The organism is Pseudomonas sp. 09C 129, from assembly GCF_002843625.1.
GTDB classification, from domain to species: domain Bacteria; phylum Pseudomonadota; class Gammaproteobacteria; order Pseudomonadales; family Pseudomonadaceae; genus Aquipseudomonas; species Aquipseudomonas chlororaphis.
In genome coordinates, this window is the sequence record NZ_CP025261.1 from 4,717,315 (window position 1) to 4,742,151 (window position 24,837).

General features: G+C 61.6%; 22 protein-coding genes and 1 tRNA gene. 10 read left to right on the forward strand and 13 right to left on the reverse strand.

Annotated elements, in window-relative coordinates:
- Positions 1–123 precede the first annotated feature (123 nt).
- The 3 genes from CXQ81_RS20990 to CXQ81_RS21000 form a co-directional block, all read right to left on the reverse strand.
- Positions 124–1,077 (reverse strand): Dyp-type peroxidase, encoded by a 954-nt coding sequence (locus CXQ81_RS20990; protein ID WP_101338452.1) that lies wholly within the window; start codon positions 1,075–1,077, stop codon positions 124–126.
- A gap of 139 nt (positions 1,078–1,216) precedes the next feature.
- Positions 1,217–3,490 (reverse strand): FdhF/YdeP family oxidoreductase, encoded by a 2,274-nt coding sequence (locus CXQ81_RS20995; protein WP_101338453.1) that lies wholly within the window; start codon positions 3,488–3,490, stop codon positions 1,217–1,219.
- Between the two features lie 333 nt (positions 3,491–3,823).
- Positions 3,824–4,720 carry a DMT family transporter gene (locus tag CXQ81_RS21000; protein ID WP_085534424.1) on the reverse strand — a complete coding sequence of 299 codons (897 nt, stop codon included), beginning with the start codon at positions 4,718–4,720 and terminating at the stop codon, positions 3,824–3,826.
- Positions 4,721–4,852: 132 nt separating this feature from the next.
- On the opposite strand from CXQ81_RS21000, the gene CXQ81_RS21005 reads away from it, so the two are divergent.
- Positions 4,853–5,290 (forward strand): Lrp/AsnC family transcriptional regulator, encoded by a 438-nt coding sequence (locus CXQ81_RS21005; protein WP_101338454.1) that lies wholly within the window; start codon positions 4,853–4,855, stop codon positions 5,288–5,290.
- A gap of 82 nt (positions 5,291–5,372) precedes the next feature.
- Entirely contained in the window at positions 5,373–5,702 is a 330-nt protein-coding gene (locus CXQ81_RS21010) for a YceK/YidQ family lipoprotein (protein WP_101338455.1), read from the forward strand.
- Between the two features lie 122 nt (positions 5,703–5,824).
- Here CXQ81_RS21010 and CXQ81_RS21015 read toward each other — a convergent pair whose 3' ends face one another.
- Positions 5,825–6,496 (reverse strand): Bax inhibitor-1/YccA family protein, encoded by a 672-nt coding sequence (locus CXQ81_RS21015; protein ID WP_007929309.1) that lies wholly within the window; start codon positions 6,494–6,496, stop codon positions 5,825–5,827.
- A 123-nt stretch (positions 6,497–6,619) separates the two neighbouring features.
- On the opposite strand from CXQ81_RS21015, the gene CXQ81_RS21020 reads away from it, so the two are divergent.
- Positions 6,620–6,707: transfer RNA gene (locus CXQ81_RS21020), tRNA-Ser, on the forward strand.
- Between the two features lie 151 nt (positions 6,708–6,858).
- Here the strand turns inward: CXQ81_RS21020 and CXQ81_RS21025 are convergent.
- The 7 genes from CXQ81_RS21025 to CXQ81_RS21055 all read right to left on the reverse strand — a co-directional run bounded on the left by CXQ81_RS21025 (position 6,859) and on the right by CXQ81_RS21055 (position 11,017).
- Positions 6,859–7,293 carry a GNAT family N-acetyltransferase gene (locus CXQ81_RS21025; protein ID WP_101338456.1) on the reverse strand — a complete coding sequence of 145 codons (435 nt, stop codon included), beginning with the start codon at positions 7,291–7,293 and terminating at the stop codon, positions 6,859–6,861.
- A gap of 66 nt (positions 7,294–7,359) precedes the next feature.
- Positions 7,360–7,551, reverse strand: coding sequence for a hypothetical protein (locus tag CXQ81_RS21030; protein WP_007929308.1), 192 nt, complete (start codon positions 7,549–7,551; stop codon positions 7,360–7,362).
- Between the two features lie 130 nt (positions 7,552–7,681).
- Positions 7,682–8,098 carry a VOC family protein gene (locus tag CXQ81_RS21035; RefSeq protein WP_101338457.1) on the reverse strand — a complete coding sequence of 139 codons (417 nt, stop codon included), beginning with the start codon at positions 8,096–8,098 and terminating at the stop codon, positions 7,682–7,684.
- 84 nt (positions 8,099–8,182) lie between these two features.
- On the reverse strand, positions 8,183–8,419 hold the full coding sequence (locus CXQ81_RS21040) for a hypothetical protein (protein ID WP_178081078.1): 237 nt from the start codon (positions 8,417–8,419) through the stop codon (positions 8,183–8,185).
- A 163-nt stretch (positions 8,420–8,582) separates the two neighbouring features.
- The gene (locus CXQ81_RS21045) at positions 8,583–8,897 is read right to left on the reverse strand and encodes a hypothetical protein (protein WP_178081079.1); all 315 of its coding nucleotides are present in this window, start codon (positions 8,895–8,897) and stop codon (positions 8,583–8,585) included.
- 167 nt (positions 8,898–9,064) lie between these two features.
- Positions 9,065–9,337 (reverse strand): hypothetical protein, encoded by a 273-nt coding sequence (locus CXQ81_RS21050; protein WP_101338460.1) that lies wholly within the window; start codon positions 9,335–9,337, stop codon positions 9,065–9,067.
- Between the two features lie 108 nt (positions 9,338–9,445).
- Positions 9,446–11,017 carry a murein L,D-transpeptidase gene (locus CXQ81_RS21055; protein WP_101339457.1) on the reverse strand — a complete coding sequence of 524 codons (1,572 nt, stop codon included), beginning with the start codon at positions 11,015–11,017 and terminating at the stop codon, positions 9,446–9,448.
- Positions 11,018–11,158: 141 nt separating this feature from the next.
- On the opposite strand from CXQ81_RS21055, the gene CXQ81_RS21060 reads away from it, so the two are divergent.
- On the forward strand, positions 11,159–11,872 hold the full coding sequence (locus CXQ81_RS21060) for a murein L,D-transpeptidase catalytic domain family protein (RefSeq protein WP_009044554.1): 714 nt from the start codon (positions 11,159–11,161) through the stop codon (positions 11,870–11,872).
- Positions 11,873–11,884: 12 nt separating this feature from the next.
- Here CXQ81_RS21060 and CXQ81_RS21065 read toward each other — a convergent pair whose 3' ends face one another.
- Positions 11,885–13,243: an HD domain-containing phosphohydrolase gene (locus CXQ81_RS21065; RefSeq protein WP_101338461.1), complete on the reverse strand. Its 1,359-nt coding sequence runs from the start codon at positions 13,241–13,243 to the stop codon at positions 11,885–11,887.
- A 213-nt stretch (positions 13,244–13,456) separates the two neighbouring features.
- Here CXQ81_RS21065 and CXQ81_RS21070 point away from each other — a divergent pair, with 213 nt between their 5' ends.
- The 6 genes from CXQ81_RS21070 (at position 13,457) to CXQ81_RS21095 (ending at position 24,266) form a co-directional block, all read left to right on the forward strand.
- Positions 13,457–15,733, forward strand: a complete 2,277-nt coding sequence (locus tag CXQ81_RS21070; RefSeq protein ID WP_101338462.1) for an EAL domain-containing protein — start codon at positions 13,457–13,459, stop codon at positions 15,731–15,733.
- Complete coding sequence (locus tag CXQ81_RS21075) at positions 15,730–17,598, forward strand: bifunctional diguanylate cyclase/phosphodiesterase (protein WP_101338463.1); 1,869 nt, start codon at positions 15,730–15,732, stop codon at positions 17,596–17,598. The genes CXQ81_RS21070 and CXQ81_RS21075 overlap by 4 nt, the downstream gene beginning before the upstream one ends.
- Before the next feature lie 26 nt (positions 17,599–17,624).
- The gene (locus CXQ81_RS21080) at positions 17,625–18,578 is read left to right on the forward strand and encodes a cytochrome-c peroxidase (RefSeq protein ID WP_101338464.1); all 954 of its coding nucleotides are present in this window, start codon (positions 17,625–17,627) and stop codon (positions 18,576–18,578) included.
- Entirely contained in the window at positions 18,575–20,386 is a 1,812-nt protein-coding gene (locus tag CXQ81_RS21085) for a DAHL domain-containing protein (RefSeq protein ID WP_101338465.1), read from the forward strand. Before CXQ81_RS21080 ends, CXQ81_RS21085 begins: the two co-directional genes overlap by 4 nt.
- Positions 20,383–21,789 (forward strand): ATP-binding protein, encoded by a 1,407-nt coding sequence (locus CXQ81_RS21090; protein WP_101338466.1) that lies wholly within the window; start codon positions 20,383–20,385, stop codon positions 21,787–21,789. The genes CXQ81_RS21085 and CXQ81_RS21090 overlap by 4 nt, the downstream gene beginning before the upstream one ends.
- A 305-nt stretch (positions 21,790–22,094) precedes the next feature.
- Positions 22,095–24,266 (forward strand): TonB-dependent siderophore receptor, encoded by a 2,172-nt coding sequence (locus CXQ81_RS21095; protein WP_101338467.1) that lies wholly within the window; start codon positions 22,095–22,097, stop codon positions 24,264–24,266.
- Positions 24,267–24,278: 12 nt separating this feature from the next.
- Here CXQ81_RS21095 and CXQ81_RS21100 read toward each other — a convergent pair whose 3' ends face one another.
- Positions 24,279–24,677, reverse strand: coding sequence for a hypothetical protein (locus CXQ81_RS21100; RefSeq protein WP_101338468.1), 399 nt, complete (start codon positions 24,675–24,677; stop codon positions 24,279–24,281).
- Positions 24,678–24,837: the final 160 nt, after the last annotated feature.

A 24,837-nucleotide genomic window follows, 5' to 3' on the forward strand; every position in this document is an offset into this window, starting at 1 on the left:
GCTGATCGCATCGGTAAAGGCCCGGCGCCTTTCCCGGTGCGCGGTCCCGGCAACCATTGAATAGCATCCGCCAGATGCAACGAGCCCGCGAGGCCCTCACCTCGCGGGCTCTTTACATCTGGATCAGGGCTGGCGTTCGGCCAACGCTTCCAGCAGATCGGCGGAAGGCACGAAGAACAGGCCGCCGGTCACCGCCGTGCTGAAATCCAGCAGACGGTCATAGTTGCCCGCCGGCCGACCGACGAACATGTTTTCCAGCATTTGCTCGATAGGCTCCGGCGAGCGCGCGTAACCGATGAAATAGGTGCCGAACTCCCCCGCCCCGGGCCGGCCGAACGGCATGTTGTCGCGCAGGATCTTCACCTCCTCGCCGTCCTTGGTGATGGTGGTCAAGGCACTGTGGGAAGAGGTCGGCTTGACCGCATCGTCGAGTTCGATATCGGACAGCTTCTTGCGCCCGATGATACGTTCCTGCGCCTCGACCGACAGCTCGTTCCAGGCGTTCATGTTGTGCAGGTACTTCTGCACCAGCACATAACTGCCGCCGCTGAACGCCGGGTCTTCATCGCCGACCAGGGTGAACTCGATGGCCTTGCGCCCGACCGGGTTTTCCGTGCCATCGACAAAACCGATGATGCTGCGCATGTCGAAGTAGCGGAAACCCTGCACCTCATCGACCACCGAGATCGCATCGCCCAATGCCCCGATCAGTTGCGTCGCCAGTTCGAAGCACAGGTCCATCTGGTCCGCGCGAATGTGCAGCAGGATATCGCCGGGGGTCGCCACGGCCCGGCGCTCTTGCGGGCCGAACTCGCGAAAGGCATGCAGCGAGGCCGGGCGCGGACCGCCAAACAGCCGGTCCCAGGCCGCCGAAGCAAAACCGCAGACGCACGACAGGTTACCCGCGGGCACCCGCTTGCCGACCGAACGGGTGAGGCCCGCCACACCCTCGCACCAGCCCCGCACCTTGGCGGCGGCGTCACTGCCGGGGGCCAGGGTGGCGACGATAAAGATCGCGCTGCTGGTAATCGGGTTGCAGACGGATTGCGGTTCAGGAATATCGTTGGACATGGGCATGAGCACTCGGCGGAACGGGAAAGACCGCAGAGTAGCAAATAATCGCGGCGCTGCAGTCCGGCAGCGAGTCTCGCGCTCATGAAAGCCCACCGATGAAAAAAGGGGCGCCCCATGCGCCCCCTTCCCTGGATCGCCAGGGTCAGTTCAGCGTCGAGCGCACAATCCGTACCGGAACCGATTTGTAGGACGGCGTCCCGCTATCCACGTCGATGTAATCCAGCGGCACCAGCTGGTTGGCTTCGGGGTAATAGGCCGCGACCGAGCCCGGGGAAATCTTGTATTCGATCGCGGTGATTTTCTCGTAGCGCAGCTTGCGCCCCTGGGTGACCGTCTCGATATCCACCAGGTCGCCATGGGCCAGGCCACGGGCATCCAGGTCCGCCTGATTGATGAACAACACGTCGCGCCGGCCGAATACCCCGCGATAACGATCGTCCATGGCATAGATGGTGGTGTTGTACTGGTCATGGCTGCGAATAGTGATCAGGCGCAGGACGTCCGCGCCATCGACCACCTTGTCTTCATGCAGCCCGGGAAAGACAAAGAACTCGGCCTTGCCCGAGGGCGTGAGCCATATGCGCTCGGTGGGCGGCAGCGGCATGCGGAACCCGCCCGGCACGCGGATGCGCTGGTTGAACGCCTCGAAGCCGGGCACCGTTTTCTCGATCAGGTCGCGGATCTTGTCGTAGTCGGCGACCAGCGCCTGCCAGGGCACCTTGCTGCCTGGCAGCGTGGCCTGGGCAATGCCGGCCACTATCGCCGGCTCCGAGCGCAGGAACTCGGAGGCCGGGGTCAGCTTGCCGGCCGATGCGTGGACCATCGACATCGAATCCTCGACGGTGATCGACTGGCGCATCCCGTCCTGCACATCCAGTTCGGTGCGACCCAGGCAGGGGAACAGATAGGACTCCTTGGCGACCAGCAGATGGGAGCGATTGAGCTTGGTGCCGATATGCACGCTCAGGTCGAGCTTGCCCATGGCCGGAAAACACTGGCCCGGATCGGGCAAGGCGACGGCGAAATTGCCTCCCAGGCAAATCAGCGCCTTGGCCGTGCCCGCGATCATGGCCTGCATCGCTTTTACCGAATCGTGGCCGTGGGCCGCTGGCGGCTTGAAGCCGAATACTTTCTCCAGCCTGTCGAGAAATGCCTTCGACGGCTTCTCGGTAATGCCCACGGTCCGGTTGCCCTGGACATTGGAATGGCCGCGCAACGGGCAAATGCCCGCGCCAGGCTTGCCAAAGTTACCGCGCAACATCAGTAGGTCACAGATCAGCCGGACATTGGCCGTGCCTTCGTTGTGCTGGGTGATGCCCATGCCGTAGGTGACGATGGTGGCGTTGGATTTTGCGTAAGCGGCGGCGACCTTTTCCAGCTCGGCCTGCTGCAGGCCGCTGGCCTGTTCTATATCGGGCCAGGCCGTGGCGTGCAAATCGGCGACCAGCTCGTCGAAACCCTGGGTGTGCTGGGCGATGAAGTCATGGTCGAGGACTTCGCCCACCATCCGCTCCAGCTCCAGCAGCGCTTTCATGATCCCCTTGATCGCCGCCGCGTCGCCTCCGGCTTTTACCTGGAAGTAGGACGAGGCGATCCGGGTGGAGCCGTAAGTCGCCATTTCAATCATGTTCTGCGGATCGGCAAAGCGCTCGAGCGCGCGTTCGCGCAGGGGATTGAAGACCATGATCGGCACCTTGCGCCGCGAGGCCTCGTGCAGCGTGCCCATCATGCGTGGGTGGTTGGTGCCGGGGTTGTGGCCGATGGAGATGATCAGTTCGCAGGTATCGAAGTCGTCCAGCGACACCGTGCCTTTGCCGATACCAATGGATCGCGGCAACCCGACGCTGGTCGGTTCGTGGCACATGTTGGAACAATCGGGAAAGTTGTTGCTGCCGTATTCCCGGATGAACAGTTGGTACAGATAGGCCGCTTCATTGGAGGCCCTGCCAGAGGTATAGAACTCGACCTGCTCCGGTTGCAGCCCCCGGAGTATCTCGCCTATTCGCGCGAACGCCGCCTCCCATTCGATCGGCTGGTAGGTGTCGCTGGCACGGTCATATACCAGGGGATGGGTGATACGTCCCAGGTCCTCCAGCTCGTAATCGCTGCGGTGCAATAACGAGGCGACCGGATGATTGGCGAAGAAGTCCGGGGTGACCCGCTTGTTGGTCGCCTCCCAGGTCACCGCCTTGGCGCCGTTTTCACAGAACTGGAAGGTGGATTTGTGCTCCTTGTCGGGCCAGGCGCAGCCTGGGCAGTCAAAGCCATCAGGCTGGTTGGTGCGCATCAGGGTGATGGGCGCTTTCAGCGTATCCATCTGCTCTCTAACCGCTGTCGCGGTGGCCTTGAGCGCCCCCCAGCCGCCAGCGGGACCGTCGTAGTTACGAACACCGGGTACCTTGCGTCGAGTCGTCATGATCGCTCCCCATACGCCCCCTGCCCTGTAGACGAGAGTCGTTGGTTGCCTGGGATCCGCCGCCATGGCGGCATTCGGTAACGACCTACCGACCCGAATCGGGGGACGGTAGATGTCACATCTGAACAGCAAAAAAGACACGCAACCCAGAACCGGGTTTGAGGACTTGAAACCTTTGAATCAACGACGAAGGGTTGCGCTTGAATCTTTCACCCTGAGTTAAAACCTTAGTGGTGCGTCCCCGCCTGTCAAGGCAATAAATAGCTGGCAAATCGGGTAGTTACTTATCATTCGTATTAATTCGGCGACCAGTCACTCACCGGTACCCAATGCTCACTGCGCCGCCACCCGACGGCGCAAGCCCAGGCTCCAGCCCTGCTGCATGCCGGCCGCCGCCAGCAGGATGGCGATCACGCCGATCCATTGCAGCAGCTCCAGGCGATGGCCGAAGGCAAACCAGTCGACGAAGATCGCCGCGATCGGATAGATGAACGACAGCGCGCCGGTCAGCGCGGTCGGCAGTTTCTGGATCGCGCCGTACAGCAGCACGTACATCACCCCGGTGTGGACGATGCCCAGGGTCAGCAGGCTGGCCCAGGCACCGGGAGCGGCGGGCAGCGCGGAGAAGTTGGCCCAGGGCGCCAGCAGCAACACCCCGGTGCAGACCTGGATCAACGCGATCAGGTGCGGCGGCGTGCCGGTCAGGCGCTTGATCAAGAGCGCGGCGAAGGCATACAGCAAGGCCGCCCCCAGCGCCAGGGCGATCCCCAGCAGATAGTCATTGCCCGCCGCGCCCTGCTCGCCATGGGCACTGACGATCGCCAGCATCCCGGCGAAGGAAATGCTCAGCCAGAACAGTTTCTGCGCGGTGATTTTCTCGCCGAGGAACAGCGCCGCCAGCCCCACCAGCATGAACGGCTGGACGTTGTAGACCGCGGTGCCGATGGCGATCGAGGCCCGGGAATAGGAGGCGAACAGCAGCACCCAGTTGCCGACGATGGCGACACCGCTGAGCACCGCGAGGAGAAAGGTGGTGCGCGTCAGGATGCCGGGGCGCAGAAAGCCGAAGCCGGCACAGATCAGCAGCAGGGTCGCGGCGCCGAACACGCAGCGCCAGAACACCACGTCCAGCACCGGCTGCCCGGACACCAGCACGAACCAGCCGATGGTGCCGGAAATCAACATGGCGGCGGTCATTTCCAGTGAGCCGCGGCGTAACAATTTGTCCATGATCATTCTCCTCAACAAGAGCCAAAAGTATGACAATCGGCTCCTGCCCCGCTCAAGACTCAACGGTAGGCTAAAATCGTCTTACACCTTTTTTATCAAGGTATTTCTTAGGTTTTACCTAATGAGGCTGACATGATCGACGAAATTGACCAGGCGCTGATCAGCGCCCTGATGGAAGATTCACGCCGTTCGCTCAAGGCCCTGGCGCAGATCAGCGGGCTGTCCTCGCCCAGCGTCGCCGAACGCCTGCGACGCCTGGAAGAGCGTGGTGTGCTCAAGGCCTATACCGTCGAAGTCGACCCGAAGTTCTTCGGCTATCAATTGCAGGCCATCGTACGCATCCGGCCGCTGCCGGGGAAACTCCAGGAGGTCGAACGACAGATCCTGGCCATCCCCGAGTTCACCGAATGCGACAAGGTCACGGGCGAGGACTGCTTTATCGCCCGCCTGCATGTACGCGACATGGAGCAACTGGACAGCCTGCTCGACCACCTCAACAGCTGCGCGGAAACCAACACCGCGATCGTCAAGAAAAGCCCGGTGAAACGGCGGCTGCCGCCGATGGTGTAATGCCTGGGCTCACACACGGCGTTTGCCCTGGCACCTAGAAAACTGGCTAGACTCAGGACCTCGTCGACGAAGGATTCGCACCGTGAAAACCTCTTTTCTGTTGCTGGCGGCATTGATGCTCCCAGGTTGTGGAACCATCGATACCGTCTTCAGGGAGGATGCGGTGGCCAGCGAGAAACTCAAGGAGCGAAAAACCTACTGCGGTGGCGTCCCGCGTATCTACAGTGGCGTGACTTACGATTTCTGCAGCCTGCATGCCCCTGAGCCAGAGAACGGCACAACTCATACCGGCCCGGCCTCGAACCAAGCCATGCTGCTCGACATGGCCGTCTCAGGCGTACTCGACACCTTGCTGTTGCCCTACACCATCTATCAGCAACAAACCGATGGCAGCCTGATCATTGCCGAATAGCGTCCCTGGATGGCAGCAAACTCTGCGGGCACTACCACGGTCCACCTTGACCCTGGCCGAGCGACCAGATCGCAGACAACAAAAAGCCCGCCGAAGCGGGCTTTTTGTTTCAGGCTTGACGATCAGTCGTCGCGACCCATGATGCCAAACAACTGCAACAGGCTGACGAACAGGTTGTAGATCGATACATACAGGCTGATGGTCGCCATGATGTAGTTACGCTCGCCGCCATGGATGATGGCGCTGGTCTGGTACAGGATGCACACCGAGGAGAACAGCACGAAGCCCGCGCTGATCGCCAGTTGCAGACCGCTGATCTGGAAGAACAGGCTGGCCAGCGTCGCCCCCAGCAGGACGAAGAAACCGGCGGTGATGAAACCACCGAGGAAGCTCATGTCCTTGCGGGAAATCAGCACGTAGGCCGACAGACCACCGAACACCAGCGCGGTCATCGCAAAGGCCGAGCTGACCACTTCCGCGCCGCCCTGCATGCCCAGGTAACGGTTGAGGATCGGGCCGAGCAGGAAGCCCATGAAACCGGTCAGGGCAAACGCCGACACCAGGCCCCAGGCCGAATCACGGAGCTTGTTGGTAAGGAAGAACAGACCGTAGAAACCGATCAGCACCACGAAAATGTTCGGATAACCAACCCGCATCTGCTGGGCCACGTAAGCCATCACGCCACTGAAGGCGAGAGTAAGAGCGAGTAGGCCGTAGGTGTTGCGCAGGACGCGGCTAACTTCTAGCTGCTCGGCCTGCACGCTGTTATTAACTGCGTAATCCTGTTCGCGCATGGCGACACTCCTGTTGGTTTGAAACGTTCAGTGGCAAAGATCATAACAGACGCTCTGCAACACACCATGCAGAGAGTTTGACAGTGTGTTTCATTCAGGTATTATGGCGCCCGCAACAAAAACGGAGGTGTGGCCGAGTGGTTTAAGGCAACGGTCTTGAAAACCGTCGACTGTAACAGGTCCATGAGTTCGAATCCCATCGCCTCCGCCATATTCGTCACGCTAAAGCCCCGATTATTCGGGGCTTTTTCGTTTCTGGGGCTTGAGGATCGACGCTGCGCTTGGGAGTCCCACCACAAAGGTAACCAGCGTCGACAGCGCAACATGGATGGTGAAGACCTTGCCGCCGTTGTTGTGCGGAGTTAATTCAAAAACTTCACAAAAATCAGCTCTGGATCACCAGGGTCAAGATTCTCCACAGTCCCGCTGTATTGATATCCAAGCTGTACCAACAATTGCCGCATGGGTGTATTGGACGTGTTGGTCGAAGTGAAGATCTTTCTGGCAGAGGAACAATGCTCTAAGTGAGCAACGATTTGCCGACCTACACCAGAACGTCTATGAGCGTTTGAGACGACTACAAGCGGGATGAACCACTCCCCGAAAAAACTTGTGTCCAAACAGCCGTAACCGATCGGGACACTGGGATCGTTCGTCTCACAAGCAACCCAGCATTCGCCCGTGCCTACTACCCTTTCTATTTGTGCTCGACGGCCGTGATCTTTTGCCGCGATAGGATCCACACGCACCAACCATTCGATATCGCTCAAGACGGCCTGTCTGATTTGCCAATTCATGATCGCGTCCCTGTGCAAGAAGAAGGAGGAGGATACAAAAAGCCCAGCACTCTGGCTGGGCTTCGATTATTTTCTACATGCCATCATCTTGTCGGCGAGAGTTTTGGCTCTTTCGATCAACAGGTTCTGCCTGTCTTCATGAGTGGCCTCTCCTACGACCGGTGCCGTCAGATTGCTTTCGGCAATCAACGCAGCGCAGAAGTATTGATCCCAGACTCTTTGCTCCGACGCCTGTTTGCTTACTTGGTCGGCGATCATATGGGGCTCCTTTTGACGAGGTAGCACCGCTATTCTACGCCTCAATCGCCAACAGCCCCTGCGCGAGCGGATAGCCGGCAAACGGTGTGGAGCCAATTGGACCGCACAGGTTTCCGGCATCGCCTGGCAGCTATTTCACGCCAATATCTTCTGCAAAACGAAGCAGATAACCATCAGGGTCCAGGACCAGGAAATTCCTCTGCCCGAATTGCCGGTCATTGCTACGGTACCAATGCTCTTCGACAGGCCTCCTGATCGGGCAGCCCGCCTTTTCAAGCGCACAAACCAGAGCCTGTGCATCCGGACACTCGATGGAAAGGTTCATGCCACGGCCGTAGGGCGGCTCCAGGGGGCCCACGCGCCATGGCGAATCGTCGTGCCAGTCCTGCTCCAGCATGATCTGGCTGTTGCCAAAGGAGAGAAAGGCAAACTGGTCTTCGGGTCGGTCGTACTCGACCCTGAAACCCAACACATCACAGTAGAAATACAGACTCTGCTGCAGGTCCGAAACGATCAGTTCCGGCACCAGGGCGTTCAACTTGAACATGCTCTTGCATCCATTCAGTTCCTTGGCCGGCCAATTTACCTGGTTCTCTGCATTGCCGGCCTATTTAGTACGCGGCCTTACCTGTCATTGAACCTTCTGCCCGCTGCCAATCTTCTTGGCCCTGTCGATCCCCCACTCAAACGCATCCTCCATGTCCAGGCCATCCGGGGCCAGGTCATTGTCTTCGACGATAACGCTGCCATCCGGCGTGTAGATGCCGATGAACATCTTGAGCGAGCCATCTCTGAGGATCTCTGATCGCACCTTGATCTTGCATCCATTCGAAAGCGTTTCACTGTGATTCAAATGACGCTCAGTCATGGCCGCATCCCTCAGTAAATGAAGTTCGAGTAAGGCACAGCCCATTGATTCACGCCAGTCGGTGGCCACTCCCCATCAAGGGTTAGAGACGACAGGTCCGATTTTGCGAAGGCAATAAAAAGCCCCGCACAGTGGCGAGGCTGTTTTTGTATCTGTCAGCGCTTCAGCCGGCAGGTTTCAGTGGCGCCGGGGCGGCCATGACATAGCGGGACATCAGGTAGGCGACCAGGCCGCCCAATGCCGCGCCCGCCGCATCGGCCAGAAACAGCGCCAGTTGAGAGGCCGAATGCTGGTAGACCCTGCACATCGCCACCCAGGCGTTTTCCATGAAGCCGGAAGCCCAGTCCCAACCGCAGGGGTAGACCATCAAGAAGGCCAGCCCGGCGAGGGTGATCCATCCGGACAACCTGGACGGAGTCTGCGAGAAGACGAACCGGGCCAGCTGGCAGATACCGACAAAGAGCCAAGCCGCCAGCATGCTTCTCATGAATTGGTCGAATAACTCGAAAAAGGCCATGGCGCCCTACGCTGAAAAATCACCGAGCGATGATAGCCATTCGTGTCGCCATAAAAAACCCGGCGCAGCGGCCGGGTTTTCATCAATCGTTTAACGGTGCCCGTAGGCGCCCCCAGCGCCGGCCTTCCTTAACGTCCAGCGGCCTGGCAAGCTCCTGCACCCTCTTCCCCGGCTCCAACTGCGACCTGGACCAGGGCTTCCAGCAAGGCCTCGGTGTGATTGATCGATTCCCGGATCTCATCGAAGGCATCCTCCAGATCGCGCACCTTCGCTGTCGCCGAAGCGCCGCACAGGGCTTGCTGGATCTGGAACTCATCCTGCTTGAATTGCAGGACATTGGCCCGCAGGCCTTCGATACGAAGGGACAACTGCGAGATGTGATGACGGCGACGCTGAACCATTTCCGATTCTCCTTCATGGCCCTCTTACTTATTCAGATCGTCGCGCGCCGACAGATGTTCAGCGGTTCCTGACCAAAGGCACAGCGTGCCATGCCAGTGGCCAAGCCCTCAAAGCTTGCTGTCCAGCGCCACCAGCAAGGCCGCGTCCCGTCCGTAGATGTCCGGGGCATAGGACAGCTGGCCATGACTGTCGGCTTGCGCCGTCCAGTACGTGAGCAGGATTGGTACTGGCGTCGATAGCCTGAACTCATGAGTGAGCCCGGTGCTCAGCAATTCGTCGGTGCGCACCCGTTCCGCCGGGCTCACCAGCAGATCGCGCAGCTGCAACGCATGCTCGACCCGCACGCAGCCCGAACTGAAGGCCCTTGGTCCCTTGTTGAACAGCGCCTGGCTGGGCGTGTCGTGCAGGTACACCGAAAACGGGTTGGGGAAGCGGATCGCCATCTGTCCCAGCGGGTTTCTCGGTCCGGCTTCCTGGCGCAGGAGGATATTGCCGGGGTTGTCCCAGTCGATATCCTCCACCGCCAGGGGATGCCCTTCGCTGTCGAGCACCTGCAGGTTCTGCCGATTGAGGAAGGACTGGTCGCGGCGAATTTCCGGCAGTTTGTCTTCGCGGAAAATGGTCGGCGGCACCGTCCAGGTCGGGTTCAGGGTCAGGCGCGTGACCTGGGATTTCAACAAGGGCGTCTGGCGCTCGGCACGCCCCACCTGGGTCCGGGTCTGCCAGACCGGCACGCCGCCCTGATAGACGATCAACTGCGCCGCGGCCAGGTTGACCAGCAGGCTGTCGGGCTCCATGTCCTGCGCCAGCCAGCGAAAGCGTTCGAGGTTGATGCGCAGCTGTTCGCGGCGCATCTGCGGGCTGATGTTCAGTTCATTCAAGGTCCCCGCGCCGATCACCCCATCGGCTTGCAGCGAATGGCTGAGCTGGAAGCTTTTCACCGCACTCACCAGGTCGCTGCTGTAAAGGGTGTCGCCTTCGTTGGCGAGGGTGCCCAGGTACCCCTCCTTGAACAACCGTTGCGCCAGTTCCGGCACTCGCGCGTCCTGCATCTGCGGACGCAACAGCGGCCCGCTGGGAAGCGGCTGCCAATGGGGCAACGCCAGCTGGCGCTGCTGGGCATACAGCTGGCGCAGGTTCTGATATTGCTCGAGGCTCGGCCGCGCCAGCGCGAAGGCCGCCGGGATGTCCTGCAGGCCGGGCCCGGCGATGGCAAGCACCTGCGCCTGGCGATCCAGCTGTGAGGGATGGGCGTGCCACATCGGCTCGAAACGGGCCTGCGACAGACGGCCGTAATGCAGGTCATGCAAGGCCTGCAGGTAATGCTGGCTGAAGCTCAGGTCGGCGCACAGCGCGTCGCCCGCGAGCGCACTGGCCGGCGAACGGTAGTCGGCCGGGTCCAGGCCATCGTCGGCCAGTTGCTGCAACTGGGCCTGCAACGCCTCCAAACGTGCGCTGGACGACCAGACCGGCTGGTCACCCTGCTGTTGGTAAAAAGCCTGTAACAGGCTCTGGGCGGGAATGTCCAGGTGCACCGCCAACCCCGGACAGGCATCGGACAATCGAGTGAATACCTGTTGCACAGGGTTCTCATGATCGACCGGTACATCCTGAGCAGTCGCGACCAACGGCGCAGCGAGCAGGAAAAGGCTCAAGTAACATGCGTGTTTTTTGAACAACTGCTTTACTCCAATCATGGCCATCATTGTGATGGTCAACCTCGGCAGTGGCTGCGAAAAATCATCCAACCACCTGTAACCAGAACTGCCAGGAGAGCGACAGGACGTCAGGAGCCAAAGTGACTGTGGGGACACTCTAGAATGCTGACCTTCTTGCGCCGGCTCTGTCTGGCAATGACCACCCTAGGCGCGATCTGCAGCCCCGCGCTCGCCGCCAACAACACGACACCGCTGCTTTACAACAGCCTCGCCCACGCCGCTCCAGAACTCAATCCCCAAGTGCTGAAAAGTGCCTTGAGCGCCATGCAATGCGCAGTCAACAGCGGCGCCAGGCAGGCCCGGCACCTGGCGGTCATCGACTATTCGCAACCTTCCACCGCCCGCCGCCTGTGGATCTTCGACTTGAATAAAAGAACCCTGGTGCTGCGCGACCTGGTCGCCCACGGGCAGAAATCCGGGGAGAACTTCGCCACCCAGTTTTCCAATCGCATGGGCAGCTTCCAGTCCAGCCTCGGCCTGTTCCGCACCCAGGAAAGTTATGAAGGCAGCCACGGTTATTCGCTGCGCATGGACGGCCTGGAGCCAGGTTTCAATGACCTCGCCCGCGATCGGGATATCGTGATTCACGCGGCCGACTATGTGAGCCCCCTGTGGAGCCGACGCCAAGGGCGCATCGGCCGCAGCCTGGGTTGCCCGGCCGTGCGTCCGCAGGTGGCGCGCCAGGTGATCGACCGCCTCAAGGACGGTCAGTTCATGTTTTCCTGGTACCCCGACCAGCGTTGGCTGAAATCCTCGCCCTACCTCAACTGCCAACCACGCCAGGTGGCCAGCATTGTCGCCGCCAGCGGCGGTTAACCCGTTCGCTCCTTAACCGGCGGCCGAGGCCGCCGTTTCCGGCTCTTCGGGTATTTTGACGAAGATGCTGTACTTCGCCCCCTCCATCGCTTCGAAGGCGATGAGCTTGTCCACCAGCGGGCCGCTCAGCACCTTGCCGGCATTGAGCAACAGCATGCCATTGTCGGCATTCAGATTACGCGCCAGGGTCATGCCCGGGGCCAGGTCACGCGTCGTCAGGACCCTGACCGTCGGATCGGCCAGGGTGACATCGCTCTGATAAACCGCGCAGACACCGACGAAATCCTCCACCAGGTCGGGGTCGTAGAGTTTACCGGCGTATTTGCGAATGAACAGCAGCGCCTCATCGCTGTTCATCTGCCGTTCGAGTATCAGCCCGCGTTGCAGCTCGATGAAGTCCACGGCCAGCTTGAGCCAGCGCGAGCCCAGCGGAATGGCCTCGCCCTTGAGATGATCGGGAAAACCGCTGCCATCCCAGCGTTCCTGGTGATGCAGGATGATGCGCGCCGCGTCCTTCATCGGCTCCAGGGTCATCAGCAGCGACTCGCTCTGCTTCGGGTAGGCCCGGTACAGGTCGCGCTCGTTGTGGTGCAGCAGGTCCGCGGGCGCGGTCATCATGCTGTCGGTCCAGCTCAGCTTGCCGATGTTGTACAGCGCGGCGGCCATGGTCATGTTGCGGCTGTCGGCTTCGTCCAGGCCATGGGTGATGCAATAGACACGAATCAGCTCAATGATCTGCCGGTTGGTCTGCTTGGCCTTGGGCAAGCGCAGGTTGGCCAGCAGCGAAAACACCTCGGTACCGGTCACGTAGCTGCGCTTGAGCTCTTCATACGCCAGATCGAGCATGTCGGCGGTCTGTTGCAGCTCGGCGGTGCGCGCCGCCACATGCTTTTCCAGGGTCGAGTTGAGGGTTTTCAATTGCTCGTTCTGTTGCCGGGTCAGGGCTTCCAGACGCTGGCGCTCGCTTTCGGAATTGTGATGCGCCAGGGCCTGGCGCAGCGTCACCAGCATGTCCTCGTCGTTCCAGGGCTTGCTGATATACCGATGGATCTGCCCTTCGTTGATGGCCTTGGCGATCAAGGTCATGTCGGCATAACCAGTGAGCAGGATGCGCAGCGTCGATGGATAACGCTGATGGATATGGGCCAGCAAGGTCGCACCGTCCATGCTCGGCATGCGGGCGTCACTCATGACCACGTCGACCGGCCGTTGTTCGAGGATCTCCAGGGCCTTGGCACCGCTGTCGGCCAACAGGATGTCGTAAGGCTGGCTGCGTAACAGCCGACGAAGGCTATTGAGAATCGATTCCTCATCGTCGACCAGCAGTACCGTCGGTCTGTCCTGGGCTGTGCCCGCTGTATGTTCTTCCATGGTTCCCCCTCCCCTTTGACTGCGATCAGACCCGCCTTCTGGGACAGGCTAGATGACTTGTAGTGTTTCGGCATGAATTCGACGCCGGCCGATTAGCGCATACGGGGGAGCCTGACTATGCTCAAGGCCAAAATGGACTGCATGTTCAGGAAGCAGGAAGGGAAGCCCGATGAGCTTATATACAAGGTGCCCGCACCGAGTTGGAGCACGCCGATGATGGTGTCGGCAGACCGGACCAACCGGCGAATTCTGATCGTCGACGACACGGCGTCGATCCATGAGGACTTTCACAAGATCCTCGCCTGCACGGATGCCCCCGGGGACAGCCTCAGCGACGCCGAAGCCGCCCTGTTCGGTACGCCCGTCAGTGCCTCGCTGGAGCATTTTTTCCTCGACTCGGCGTTTCAGGGCCGGGAGGCGCTGGACAAGGTGCAGGCAGCGCTGGATCACGATGCGCCTTATGCCATGGCGTTCATCGACATGCGCATGCCGCCCGGCTGGGACGGCCTGGAAACCATCGAGCGGCTGTGGCAGGTCGACCCCAAGCTGCAAATCGCCCTGTGCACCGCCTACTCCGACTATTCCTGGGAAGACATCGCCGAGCGCCTGCAACTGGGCGACCGCCTGCTAATCCTGAAAAAGCCCTTCGACGCCATCGAGATCCGCCAGATGGCCAGCGCCCTGACCGTAAAATGGCAGATGACCGAAGACGCCGAGCTGAAAATGGATCAGCTGGAGCAAGCGGTCGAGGAACGCACCCGCGAGTTGGCCGACGCCAACATCATCGTGCAGAACAGCCCCACCATCCTCTATCGTCTGCGGGGCGAGCCATCGTTCACGCTGATGTACATCTCCCACAACATCACCAAGTTCGGCCATGTGGCGGCGCAACTGGTGGCCTCGGCCGACTGGGCCCAGACCCTGATCCACCCCGACGACCAGGCCAAGGTCAAGAACGCCATGCTGCGGATCCTCGATCGGGATGTGGCGGGAGCGTCCATCGAGTTCCGCATGCGCACCGGCGATGGTGCCTTTCGCTGGGTGGAAAACCGCTATATTCCGGTACGCAACGACCAGGGCCAATTGGTCGAGGTGGAAGGGATCATCCTCGACATTACCGAACGCAGGCTGGCCGAAGAAAAAATGGCCCTGATGGCCCGCACCGACAGCCTGACCGGGCTGGCCAACCGCGCCACCCTGATCGAGCGCCTGCACCAGGCATTCGCCGCGGCCCGACGGGGAGCCGCGCCCTTCGCGATGTTTTACCTGGACCTGGACCACTTCAAGCGCATCAACGACACCCTCGGCCACCCCATTGGTGACTTGCTGCTGCAGGAAGTGGCCCGGCGCATCAAGGCCTGCACCCGGGAAAACGATGTGGTGGCGCGCCTGGGCGGCGACGAGTTCGCGATCCTGCAACTGGACGTCGACGAGGCCACGCATTGCGCCGCGCTAGCGACGAAAATCCGCGACACCCTGCTGCTCCCCTACTCTCTGGAAGGCAACGAGGTACGCATCTCGGTGAGCATCGGCATCAGCCTCTACAGCCCGCAGACCCTGAGTGCCGACAGCCTGATGGCGCAGTCGGACATGGCGCTGTATCGCTCCAAGGACAAGGGCCGCAACCAGTTCCATTTCCACAGCGAGGAAATCAACCAGGAGGTCACGGAGCGGGTGACCCTGGCCAACGACCTGAAGCTGGCCCTGGAACGCGACGAACTGCACCTGCACTACCTGCCGGAAGTCGATCTCGGTACCGGCAGGATCCTCGGCATGGCGACCCAGGTTCGCTGGCTCCACCCCCTGCGCGGCTGGCTCGAGGCCGAGGACTTCATGCCCGCAGCCGAGAAGACCGGCATCGTCATCGCCCTCGGTCATTGGCTGCTGGACCAGGCCTGCCGGCAGATGCGCGCCTGGCGCGACCAGAACGTGGCACCGCCATTGATTGCGATCCATTTGTCCCTGGTCCAGCTCAAGACCGGGCCAGAACTGATCTACGACGTATTGCGCACCACCGCGCGCTGGGACCTGTGCCCGTGGGACCTGAGATTCGACGTGACCGAGGGCACCCTGGCCCAGACCAAGTGGACCCACAACGACATCCTGCCCAGGCTGTGCGAGCTGGGCGTGAAGATCGCCATCGACGATTTCGGCACCGAATACTCCTCGTTCGACTACCTCAAGACCTACAGGGTCAACCACCTCAAGCTTGCCCAGCGCTTTCTCGACAGCGCCAGCAGCGACCCGGACAACGCCATGACGCTCCGGGCCATCCTCAACTTCGCCCGCGAGGTGGGCATCGGGGTCACCGCTGAAGGGGTGGAAACCCAGGAGCAGCGTACGACCTTGATATCCAGCGGCACGTCACTGGGGCACTCGCTCGGTGCGGCGGTCGACAGCGACCAGGCTGGCGAACTGCTCAAGGCCAGGTCTGCTGCTGTGGATGGCAGCACCAGGTCGGCGGATCCGACGTCGGAGAATTTCAGGTGAGCCCGTTATCCGTGGTGCCCAATCGGCGAATTCTGATCATCGACGACACACCGGCGATCCATCAGGACTTTCGCAAGATTCTCAGCCCCGAAGACGAAGGGCCTCTGGGCAAGACCGAAGCCTTGCTGCTGGGCGCCAGCCGCAGACCCCATCAGCACTTCGAGCTTGACTCGGCCTACCAGGGCGAGGAAGCCGTGGAACTGGTCAAGCGCGCCCAGGCCGAAGGCCGACCGTATGCCCTGGCCTTTATCGACATGCGCATGCCACCCGGCTGGGATGGCCTGCAGACCATCGAGCATCTGTGGAAAACCGATCCGCAGTTGCAGATCGCCCTATGTACCGCGTTCTCCGATTACTCATGGGAAGCCATGGCCGAACGTATCGAGTTCGGCGACCAGCTGCTGATCCTGAAAAAGCCGTTCGACAGCCTCGAAATTCGCCAGATGGCCAGCGCCCTGACCTGGAAATGGCAGCTGGCGCAGGACGCGGCGAGCAAGATGCGCAACCTGGAACAGACCATCGAGGAACGGGTCCAGGAACTGCTGAGCGTGTCGCACCTGCTGCACTACGATGTGCTCACCGGGCTGCCCAACAGTACCCTGCTCGGTGATCGCCTGACCCAGCATCTGTCCCAGTCCCGCCGCCATGACCGCCAGTTGGCGGTGATGTTCATCGGCCTGGACCGTTTCAAGCGCATCAACAACGCACTCGGACACCCGGCGGGAGACGAGATGCTCAAGCTCGTCGCCCGCAGCCTGGCGACCACGGTGCGCGAAACCGACTCGGTATTTCGCTACGGTTCGGACGAGTTCGTGGTGATTATCGGCGACATCCTGCACCCACAGCAGACCCGAGGGGTGGCCGAAAAACTCCTGGCCGCCATCAATACCCCTCATTCCGTGGCGGGCCACGACCTGACGGTCACCGCCAGTCTGGGCATCAGCATCTATCCCTACGACGGCGCCGATGCCGTAACGCTGATCAAGAACGCCGAGACGGCCATGCGCAACGTCAAGGACTGCGGCCCCAACAACTTCAGCTTTTTCATCGAAGACATGAACCTGCGCGCGCGCCAGCAGCAGACCCTGGAAACCGGCCTGCGCCTGGCGTTGCAGCGTGAGGAGTTCGTCCTGCACTACCAGCCCAAGCTGGACCTGGCGCGAGGCACGGTGGTCGGTGCCGAGGCACTGGTGCGCTGGAACCGGCCCGGCCATGGCTGGGTGTTCCCCTCGGACTTCATCCCGGTGGCCGAAGACAGCGGGCTGATCGTCCCCCTCAGCCAATGGGTATTGCGCCGTGCCTGCCTGCAATCGCAGGCCTGGCAAGCGCAGGGCCTGCCGCCCATCTGCATGTCGGTGAATGTGTCGGCCATCGACTTCCGTCAGCACGACTATGTCGAACGCCTCACCCGCACGCTGGCCGAGACCGGGCTCGACCCGACGTTGCTGGAACTGGAAATCACCGAAAGCGTGCTGATGCAGAACGTCGACGCCACCATCGCCACGCTCTGCGCCATCAAGCAGCTGGGGGTTCGCCTGGCCATCGACGACTTTGGCACCGGCTACTCGAGCTTGAGCTACCTGCAGAAATTCCCGGTCGACGTGTTGAAGATCGACCAGTCGTTCGTGCGTGACCTGGGCACCGACAGCAACGACGCGAAACTGGTCAGCAGCATCATCGACCTGGGTAAAAGCCTCAACCTGAGCATCATCGCCGAAGGCGTGGAGACCGCCGAACAACTGGACTTTCTCAAGCGTCACCACTGCGAGGAAGGCCAGGGTTTCTACTTCAGCAAGGCCGTGGAGCCCGAGGCATTCGCCCGCTTCCTGACCGAATCCCAGCGACCTCACCTGCCCCATCCATGAAGTTGTGCCTGGTAAGGATACCGACCATGTCGTCACTTGCATTACTCCTTTCGGCCAACCTGCTGCTCGCTCCAGGCGCCGAGGCCGCGCCATTGGAAGGACCGCTCAAACCCCTCCCCGCAGCACCGGCGCTGGACAGCAAGCGGGTCGAACTGGGACGACGCTTGTTCAACGACCCGCGCCTGTCGGTGAACAACAGCCTGTCGTGCGCCAGTTGTCATCGCCTTGATCGGGGCGGTGCCGATACCGTTCCGCACTCCCTGGGTTTCGATGGCAAGCCCGTGGCGGTCAACACCCCGAGCGTGTTCAACGCCAGCCTGAACTTCCACCAGTTCTGGGACGGTCGGGCCGAAACCCTGGAAGACCAGGTGCACATCGTGGTGCAGAGCCCCAGCGAAATGGGCAGCGACTGGAAAGTCGTGGTACAGCGCATCGCCAACGACCCGGCCTATCGCACCGCCTTCGCCGATGCCTACCCCGGTGGTGTGTCCCAGGCCAACATCCAGGGCGCCCTGGCCGATTACGAACGCACCCTGCTCAGCGCCAACTCGCGCTTCGACCGATACCTGGCGGGCAACACCGAGATCCTCGACATCGAGGAAAAGTACGGCTACCAGCGCTTCCAGGAATACGGCTGCATCGCCTGTCACCAGGGGGTGAATATCGGCGGCAACATGTTCCAGAAGTTCGGCGTGCTCGGCGACTACTTCGCGGCCCGGGGCAACCCTACCGAGGCCGACCTGGGGCGCTTCAACGTCACGGGCGAAGAAGACGACCGCAATGTGTTCAAGGTGCCGAGCCTGCGTAACGTCGCGGTCACGGCGCCGTACTTCCACGACGGTTCACAAGCCACCCTCGAAGGCGCGGTGGCGGTGATGTTCAAGTACCAGCTGGGACGTACGCCGTCCGAGGAAGACAAACGCCTGATCGTCAAATTCCTCAAGACCCTGACCGGCGAATGGGAAGGCAACCCCTTATGAAAGTATCCCGTCGCGTAAGCATCCTGTTGCTCGCCGCCCTGGCGGTATTGATGGCTTCGATCCTGCTCTTTCTCTACCTCAAGTCCAGATCCGACCAGACCGTGACCTACACCGAATCGCGCGACCTGATCCGCCAGATCAAGCAGCAGGACTCGCTGTGGGAAAACGAAATACTCAAGGCCAGGGTGGCCATCACCCACAACTACGACCCGCTGGTTTCACCCCTGGGCGAGATGACACGCCTGTGGCAGAAATTCGACTCGATGGAGGCGCAGAACCAGCGCAACGATTCGCCGCTGTGGCGCAATGCCCATGACGGCTACCTGAACGCGATAAAGGAAAAGACCCGGCTGGTGGAACAGTTCAAGTCGCACAACTCCGTGCTGCGCAACTCCCTGGCCTTCCTGCCGACCGCCGAGGACGATATCCAGCAGGAGCTCGCCCAACTGCACGACGCGGACAAACTGCAACTGCAGAACATCGCCACCGATACCTACGACCTGTTGCTCAGCAGCCTGGAGTTCGCCCAGGTCACCTCCGACGACAGGGCCGCGGATATTCTGGTGGGCCTGAACAAGCTGGCGGTCAACAAGGAGCGCTTGCCCACCGACTTCCATGAGCTGATCGATACCCTCAGCAACCACGTCGGGCTGATCCTGCGCGAGCAACCCAAGGTCAACCGCCTGCTCGAGGAAATCGAAGTGGTGCCGGTCGACGAACGCCTGGACGACATCACCGTTCTGCTCAACCGCGACCAGCAGCAGGCCGAGGCCGTCGACCAGCAGTACCATTTCTACCTGCTGCTGTTTTCCTCGTTGCTGGTGCTGCTGCTGATCTGGCTGGGCATCCGCCTGATCCGCAGTTTTGCCGAGATCAACCAGATGAACCGCGCCCTGGTGGCCGCCAACGACGAACTCGAGCAACGGGTCGAAGAACGCACGCGCCAGCTCAAGGACACCCAGAGCGAGCTGCTTGCCACTGCCCGCCAGGCCGGCATGGCGGAAATCGCCACCAACGTCCTGCACAACGTCGGCAACGTGCTCAACAGCGTGAACATCTCCGCCGACCTGGTCAGCCGCAAGCTGCGCAACAGCAAGGCCCAGGGGCTGGGCAAGGCGATGCAACTGATCAACGAGCACAAAGAGGACCTGGGCAGCTTTCTCACCGAGGATGCAAAAGGCAAGTTGCTGCCCGGCTACCTGAACCAGCTGGTCGAGGCCATCGACCTGGAACAGCAAGGCATGACCGAGGAGCTGACGCAACTGAGCAAAAGCGTCGATCACATCAAGGACATCGTCGCCACCCAGCAATCCTATGCGGGTGCCAGCAGCCTGCTGGAACCGCTGTCGGTCAGCGAACTGCTCGAAGATGCGCTGCGCATGAACTCCGGCGCCCTCACCCGCCATCATGTGACCGTGCGCAAGGAATACGCCGACGTACCACTGATCATGGGCGACAAGCACCGCCTGCTGCTGATCCTGATCAACCTGATCAGCAACGCCAAGTACGCCATGTCCGACCTGTCCAACCAGACGCGCAACATGACCCTGGCGGCAGCGGTGGTCGACGGCGAGACCTTGCAGATCAGCGTGCGCGACGAAGGCGAAGGCATCGCTCCGGAAAACATGACCCGCATCTTTGCCCACGGCTTCACCACCCGCAAGGAAGGCCATGGGTTCGGCCTGCACAGTTGCGCACTGGCGGCCATCGAGATGAATGGCCACCTGACCGCCCATAGCGACGGCCCGGGCAAAGGCGCGCTGTTCGTCCTGCAGATCCCCCTGATCACCGCCGAGGTTGAGGCATGAACAACCCGATAAACCGGCGCGTGCTGCTGATCGACGACACCCCGGCGATCCACGACGATTTCCGCAAGATCCTCACGCCCAAGACCGGCGACAGCGCCGACCTCGATGCGATGGAAAACGCGCTGTTCGGCAGCGCGCCAAAAACCGCCGCCACGGTGTTCGAACTGGATTCGGCCTACGGTGGCCAGGAAGGCCTGGGTAAACTGCTGGAGGCGGCGGGCAAGGGCCAACCCTATGCCCTGGCCTTCGTCGACATGCGCATGCCCGATGGCTGGGACGGCGCGCAAACCATCGAAGAGTTGTGGAAGCACGACCCATTGCTGCAAGTGGTGGTGTGCACCGCCTATTCCGACTATTCCTGGGACGAGCTGCTCGATCGCTTGAACGGCCACGACCGGCTGCTGATCCTGAAAAAGCCCTTCGACAATATCGAAGTCCAGCAGATGGCCAATACCCTCACCACCAAATGGGAAATGACCATGCGCGCTCAGCTGCAGATGAGCGAGCTGGAAGAACGGGTGGAGCAACGTACCCTGGCGTTCAAGCAGGCCAGCGCCGCGCTGCAACGGGAGATCGACGAGCGCAAGCTGCTGGAAAGCCAGCTGGTGCAATCGGAAAAGCTCGCCTCCCTGGGCCAGCTGGCCGCCGGGGTCGCCCATGAAATCAACAACCCGGTCGGCTTCATTTCCTCCAACCTCGGCGCCCTGGACAGCTACTTCAAGCGCCTGCAGGAGATGCTCGAGGCTTACGGCAATGCCGAAACCGGGATCGGCGCCAGCGAGCTGCGCGATCGGCTGAAACAGTTGCGCACGGATATCGAGCTGGATTTCCTCCTCGAGGACATTCCGCTGCTGATCAAGGAGTCCAAGGACGGCATCGGCCGGGTCAGCCAGATCGTCAAGGATCTCAAGGACTTTTCCCGGGTCGATTCGACCCAGGAATGGCAATGGGCGAACCTGCAACAGGGCATCGACTCGACCCTGAACATCGTCGCCGCCGAGATCAAGTACAAGGCCGACGTGATCAAGGAGTACGCCGAGCTGCCGGAGGTCGAGTGCCTGCCTTCGCAGATCAACCAGGTGGTGATGAACCTGATCGTCAACGCCGCCCAGGCCATGGGCAACGAACGGGGCACCATCACCCTGCGCAACGGCGTCGAGGGCGAGAACGTGTGGATCGAAGTGGCCGACAATGGCTCGGGCATCCCGCCGGACAGCCTGCAGAAAATCTTCGACCCGTTTTTCACCACCAAACCCGTGGGCCAGGGCACGGGGCTGGGGCTGTCGCTGTCCTACGGCATCGTCAAGAAACACCGCGGCGACATCTCGGTACGCAGCGAGGTCGGTGTCGGCACCACCTTCCGCGTCGAACTTCCGGTGCATCAGAGCAGAAAGGCCCGCTGAACGTCCCCGCACTCCAGCCACAGGCTCGACACCACTGCTGCTTCTGTAGGAGCCAGGCTTGCTGGCGATCCAAGCGACGCGGTACGCCGGGGCATGCCGCAGGCCCGATCTCTTGTATGATGGCGCGCCTCAAGAATGGGTCGCCGATTTCGTCTTGCCAATGACCACCGGAGTACATTCGGCCTGACGCCTTCAGGGCACACACGCTTCCCCCGTCTTAAACAGCACGACGCTTTCCCGAGCGCGCCTGGCCCTTTGTGCCTGGTATTCGCCGGGGCCGGGATCGCCATCGTCGAGGAGTTTTCATGGATATGCTTTACCGGGCCTCCCGCCAGGGGCTGCCCGCCCCGCGGTTCGCGCGCAATCTGCTGAGCCTGCTGCTGGCCGGTGCCGCGCCCGTGGCCCAGGCCGCCGAGACCGAACTGCCGGCCCTGACCGTGACCGGCGAAGACCGCTCCGGTTATCAGGCCAGCAGCGCCGCGGTTGGCGGTTTCGAGGCAGCTCCCCTGCTCGATGCCCCCGCCTCGATCGCGGTGATCAATGAAGACTTGATCAAGGACCAGCAGGCCCGCCTGCTCAGCGAGGTGCTGAAGAACGACGCCTCGGTCGGCGAAAGTTATGCGCCGGTCGGCTACTACGAGAATTTCACGGTGCGCGGCTTCTCCCTGAATGCCGCCAACAGCTATCGGATCAACGGCCGCAGCATCACCGGCGAGCAGAACGTCGGCCTGGAAAACAAGCAGCAGGTGGAATTGCTCAAGGGGCTGAACGGCCTGCAGAGCGGCGTCAGCGAGCCCGGCGGGCTGATCAACTACGTGACCAAGCGCCCCACCGACGTGCGCTCGGTCACAGTCTCTACCGACGATCGCGGCAGCGGCTATGTGGCCACCGATGTCGGTGGCTGGTTCGGCAGCGAGCAGCAGTTCGGGCTGCGCGCCAACCTGGCCCACGAGGACATCCACTCCTATGTCGAACACACCAATGGCCAGCGCGACTTCGCCTCCCTGGCCTTCGACTGGAACATCAGCCCCGACGCCCTGCTGCAACTGGACATCGAGTACCAGACCAAGGAACAGCGCTCGGCCCCGGGTTATCAATTGCTCGGCGGCTCCAGCCTGCCGCACCACGCCTCGCCGAAAAAGCTCCTGGCGCACCAGAGCGGTTCGAAGCCGGTCGGCACCGACGCGCTGAACCTCAACGGCAACTTCGAGTACCGCTTCAACGATCAGTGGAAAGGCAACCTCAGTGCCTCGCGCAGCCGGGTGGTGATCGACGACTACAGCTCGTTCGCCTGGGGCGGATGCAGCTCGAATTGCGGCGTCGGCAACTACTTCAGTCCCGAGGGCGACTACGACCTCTACGATTTCCGCAGCCCGGACGATACCCGGCGCAACGACGAGGTTCAGGCCGTCCTCAGCGGCAACTTCGACACCGGCGGCCTGGGCCACGAACTCAGTATCGGCACCAGCGCATTCCGCCGCGTGGTGGACAAACGCGACCCGATCAACCAGATGATCGGTAGCGCCAACATCGACGGCGAGCCAGCGGATTTCGCCCGTTACGACGGACCGCTCAACGACTCCTACCGCCGCCTGGACAGCCGCCAGTACGGCCTGTTCTTCAACGACCGCATCAGTTTCAACGAACACTGGCAGACCGTGCTCGGCGGGCGCGAGGTACGCCTGGACGAGGAAACCTTCGACAGCCAGGGCGACACCACCCGCCACACCCAGCGTTATGTGTTCCTGCCCCAGGCCGCGCTGATCTACAAGCCGGTGCAGAACCTGGCGCTGTACACCCGCTACAGCAAGGGCCTGTCCCTGGGCGGGGAAGCGCCGTGGTTCGCCAGCAATGCCTTCGAGATCCTCGCGCCCACCGTGTCGCGGCAGATCGAGGCCGGCATCAAATACGACTGGCAGCGCATCAGCCTGGCCGCGGCGCTGTTCCAGATCCGCCAGGCCTACCAGTATTCCCGACCGAATGGCGACGGCACCTTCACTTTCACCCAGCAGGGCGAACAGAAGAACACCGGCCTGGAACTCTCGGCCAATGGCTGGGCCACCCAACGCCTGCAAGTCTCGGCCAGTGTCGCAGCGATCCGCGCGCGGGTCACCGGCAGCGACACCCCGGAGTACGAAGGTCACCAGGCGCTCAACGTGCCGACCCTGCGCGCCAGCCTCTATGGCGACTACGCCCTGCCCTGGTTCGACGGCCTGGCGCTGCTCGGCGGGGTACAGTACAGCGGTCGAAAATACGCCAACCGCGAGGGTGAAGTGCAGACCGGCAGCTACGCCGTGTTCAACATCGGCAGTCGCTACAGCACCCGCATCGACGGTTACGACACCGTGTTCCGGCTGACCGTGGACAACCTGTTCGACAAGCGCTACTGGCGTGACGCCGGCGAATACATGGGCGATGGCTACCTGTTCCAGGGCGCGCCCCTGACCGCGCGCTTGAGTGCCTCGATCAACTTCTGATCGGGGTCAGTCCTACTGGAAGGCATCGGCCAGGACGTCGAAGATCATCCGATTCGAGGTCCTGACCAGCAGCAGATCGGAGCCCGCGCGCCACCATTGGTAGCCGTCGTAACGCGGCAACTGCTGGAGCAGCCTGGGGTTCAAGCGTCGCGATTGCTGCCTGGGCAACGTCCTGCCCCGGCGCAGGTTCTGCCTGGCATCGGCCGGCAGCGCCGCGGCCGGGTTCCAGTCCCGTTTCGAAGCCTGCAACAGCGCTCTCACCTGGTAGTCATTGACCACGGGAAGGCGCTCCCAATTCGCATGATCGTTGGAGTATCGGGCATTTGCCTGCGTGCCGGAATCCGCGCCGGCATCCAGCGGGATCGACAGCAAAATCGAGACGATCGAGATTAACGAGCCAGCTCTGAACATCGCCTTCTCCAGGCATCATTGCGTCGAGCTTATGGAAAGGGATTTCCCGGCAATAGTTCCCGGGCAGGCGTGACTTGGATGTTTCGGTTAGAAATGCGCCATGGGCGCAAGGCAGGGTTGCAGGACGCGAGGGCAAAGGCTCTTGAATACGCCGCACAAA

Excerpts from the sequence above, each read along its gene's own strand:
- CXQ81_RS20990 (WP_101338452.1), bottom strand. The coding sequence starts at position 1,077 with ATGCCCATGTCCAACGATATTCCTGAACCGCAATCCGTCTGCAACCCG.
- CXQ81_RS20995 (WP_101338453.1), bottom strand. The coding sequence starts at position 3,490 with ATGACGACTCGACGCAAGGTACCCGGTGTTCGTAACTACGACGGTCCC.
- CXQ81_RS21000 (WP_085534424.1), bottom strand. The coding sequence starts at position 4,720 with ATGGACAAATTGTTACGCCGCGGCTCACTGGAAATGACCGCCGCCATG.
- CXQ81_RS21005 (WP_101338454.1), top strand. The coding sequence starts at position 4,853 with ATGATCGACGAAATTGACCAGGCGCTGATCAGCGCCCTGATGGAAGAT.
- CXQ81_RS21015 (WP_007929309.1), bottom strand. The coding sequence starts at position 6,496 with ATGCGCGAACAGGATTACGCAGTTAATAACAGCGTGCAGGCCGAGCAG.
- CXQ81_RS21025 (WP_101338456.1), bottom strand. The coding sequence starts at position 7,293 with ATGAATTGGCAAATCAGACAGGCCGTCTTGAGCGATATCGAATGGTTG.
- CXQ81_RS21030 (WP_007929308.1), bottom strand. The coding sequence starts at position 7,551 with ATGATCGCCGACCAAGTAAGCAAACAGGCGTCGGAGCAAAGAGTCTGG.
- CXQ81_RS21035 (WP_101338457.1), bottom strand. The coding sequence starts at position 8,098 with ATGTTCAAGTTGAACGCCCTGGTGCCGGAACTGATCGTTTCGGACCTG.
- CXQ81_RS21040 (WP_178081078.1), bottom strand. The coding sequence starts at position 8,419 with ATGACTGAGCGTCATTTGAATCACAGTGAAACGCTTTCGAATGGATGC.
- CXQ81_RS21045 (WP_178081079.1), bottom strand. The coding sequence starts at position 8,897 with ATGCTGGCGGCTTGGCTCTTTGTCGGTATCTGCCAGCTGGCCCGGTTC.
- CXQ81_RS21050 (WP_101338460.1), bottom strand. The coding sequence starts at position 9,337 with ATGGTTCAGCGTCGCCGTCATCACATCTCGCAGTTGTCCCTTCGTATC.
- CXQ81_RS21060 (WP_009044554.1), top strand. The coding sequence starts at position 11,159 with ATGCTGACCTTCTTGCGCCGGCTCTGTCTGGCAATGACCACCCTAGGC.
- CXQ81_RS21065 (WP_101338461.1), bottom strand. The coding sequence starts at position 13,243 with ATGGAAGAACATACAGCGGGCACAGCCCAGGACAGACCGACGGTACTG.
- CXQ81_RS21070 (WP_101338462.1), top strand. The coding sequence starts at position 13,457 with ATGATGGTGTCGGCAGACCGGACCAACCGGCGAATTCTGATCGTCGAC.
- CXQ81_RS21080 (WP_101338464.1), top strand. The coding sequence starts at position 17,625 with ATGTCGTCACTTGCATTACTCCTTTCGGCCAACCTGCTGCTCGCTCCA.
- CXQ81_RS21085 (WP_101338465.1), top strand. The coding sequence starts at position 18,575 with ATGAAAGTATCCCGTCGCGTAAGCATCCTGTTGCTCGCCGCCCTGGCG.
- CXQ81_RS21090 (WP_101338466.1), top strand. The coding sequence starts at position 20,383 with ATGAACAACCCGATAAACCGGCGCGTGCTGCTGATCGACGACACCCCG.
- CXQ81_RS21095 (WP_101338467.1), top strand. The coding sequence starts at position 22,095 with ATGGATATGCTTTACCGGGCCTCCCGCCAGGGGCTGCCCGCCCCGCGG.
- CXQ81_RS21100 (WP_101338468.1), bottom strand. The coding sequence starts at position 24,677 with ATGTTCAGAGCTGGCTCGTTAATCTCGATCGTCTCGATTTTGCTGTCG.